This is a genomic window from Bradyrhizobium sp. (genome assembly GCF_049581145.1).
GTDB lineage: Bacteria > Pseudomonadota > Alphaproteobacteria > Rhizobiales > Xanthobacteraceae > Bradyrhizobium.
Map to the genome: position 1 here is coordinate 1 of NZ_JBAURI010000938.1, position 1,907 is coordinate 1,907.

2 protein-coding genes are annotated in these 1,907 nt (G+C 65.1%); both read right to left on the reverse strand.

The annotated features are described in order from the left end of the window. Nucleotides 1–42: 42 nt before the first annotated feature. Entirely contained in the window at nucleotides 43–1,242 is a 1,200-nt protein-coding gene (locus WCB02_RS30690; RefSeq protein ID WP_423963960.1) for a vWA domain-containing protein, read from the reverse strand. A 150-nt stretch (nucleotides 1,243–1,392) separates the two neighbouring features. Further along, nucleotides 1,393–1,907 (reverse strand): AAA family ATPase (locus tag WCB02_RS30695; RefSeq protein ID WP_423963963.1); only part of this gene is annotated, 515 nt, incomplete at its 5' end.

The following is a 1,907-nucleotide window of genomic DNA, read 5'->3' on the forward strand; positions in this document are numbered from 1 at the left end:
CCTTCAGGATGTCCTCGTCGCGGTTGAGCATGGGGGCCTCTTTCAAGCTGCGGAGCGGATCAGGCTGCGGTGCTGCGGCGGCAGCGCCGACGACAAGGCCTTGATCAGCCCTTCTATCGACGTCAAATTATGCACCGGGCGGAATTCGTCAACGTACGGCAGCATCATTTTGATGCCCTGGGCCTTGGGTTCGAAGCCGCCATAGCGCAACAGCGGGTTGAGCCAGATCAGGCGGCGGCAGGAGCGGTGCAGCCGGTCCATCTCGAAAGCCAGCCTGGCATCCGCCTCGCGCTCCAGCCCGTCGGAGATCAGAAGCACGATCGCGCCCTGCCCGAGCACCCGCCGCGCCCACAATTTGTTGAAGCTGTGCAGCGAGGTGGCGATCCGGGTCCCGCCGGCCCAGTCTTCCACGCTGGCCGAGCAGCTCGCCAGCGCCTCGTCCGGATCGCGCGCCCGCAGCGCCCGTGTCACATTGGTCAGCCTGGTGCCGAACAGGAACACCGAGACGCGCTTGCGGGCATCGGTGACGGCATGCAGGAAATGCAGGAACAGCCGGGTATATTCGCTCATCGAGCCGGAGATATCGAGCAGCGCCACGATCGGCGCCGGTTTCTCGATCCGGCCGAGGCGATGAATATCGATGATGTCGCCGCCGGTGCGCAGCGAGCCGCGCAAGGTCCGGCGCATGTCGAGCCGCAGCCCGCGCGCATCGCGCTGGTGGCGGCGGGTCTTCAGCTCCGCCTGCGGCAATCGCATCAGCGCGATCGCGCGCACGGCTTGCGCGATCTCGGCCGCGCTCATCTGCGCGAAATCCTTCTTCTGCAGGATTTCCTTGTCCGAGACCGACAATCGCACATCCTGCTCCTCGGCCTGCGGCTGCTCGCTCATCGCGGGCTGCGACATCGCCTCCTGGACCCGGCGCGAGGCCGGCGGTGGCTTCTTCCTGGCGTGATCGGGCAGCGGCACCGAGTCGAGCATGTGCTTCCATTCTTCGGCGGCGCGGAAAAACAGCTCGAAAGCCTGGGCGAAGATCAGCATGTGCTCGTGACGCTTGACGAAGATCGCCTGCAGCGTCGCGAACACGTCGCGCCGGTTGCCGATCTCGATCACCTGCAGCGCGTTCATGGCGTCGATCACCGCGCCCGGGCCGACCGGAATCCCGGCCGCGCGCAGCGCGCGGGCGAAGCCCGTGATGTTGTCGGCGATGTTGCCGGTCGGTGGATCGAGATGATTGATGGCCATATATCTGAACCCGATTTCACCGTCGTCATTCCGGGATGCGCCTCTTTAGCGCAGGCCCGGAATCCATAACCACAGCCGGGGGTTATGGATTCCGGGCTCGCTGCTTCGCGTCGCCCCGAAATGACGGCGGATATTGTTGCGCGCGAAGCGTCAAGTCTCGCTCGTCGACTCCTTCAGCACGGTCTGCAGCGCATTGCCCTGCATCCGCGCGATGTCGTCCTGGTATTTCAAAAGCGCGCCCAGCGTGTCACCAACCATCTGCGCGGTCAGCGAGCGGGCATCGAGTTCGGTCAGCGCGGTCGCCCAGTCGATGGTCTCGGCCACGCCGGGCGATTTGTAGAAATCCTGATCGCGCAGCGCCTGCACGAAGCGCACCACCTGCTGCGACAGTTTGGCCGAGATGCCGGGCACGCGCGACTTGACGATCGCCAGCTCGCGCTCGGCCGTGGGGTAATCGACCCAGTGGTAGAGGCAGCGGCGTTTCAGCGCGTCGTGAATCTCGCGGGTGCGGTTGGACGTGATGATGACGATCGGCGGCTGCGGCGCCTTCACGGTGCCGAGTTCGGGGATCGTGACCTGGAAATCGCTGAGAATTTCCAAAAGATAGGCTTCGAAGGCCTCGTCGGCGCGATCGAGTTCGTCGATCAAGAGCACCGGCGCCCCGG

Excerpts from the sequence above, each read along its gene's own strand:
- WCB02_RS30690 (WP_423963960.1), bottom strand. The coding sequence starts at position 1,242 with ATGGCCATCAATCATCTCGATCCACCGACCGGCAACATCGCCGACAAC.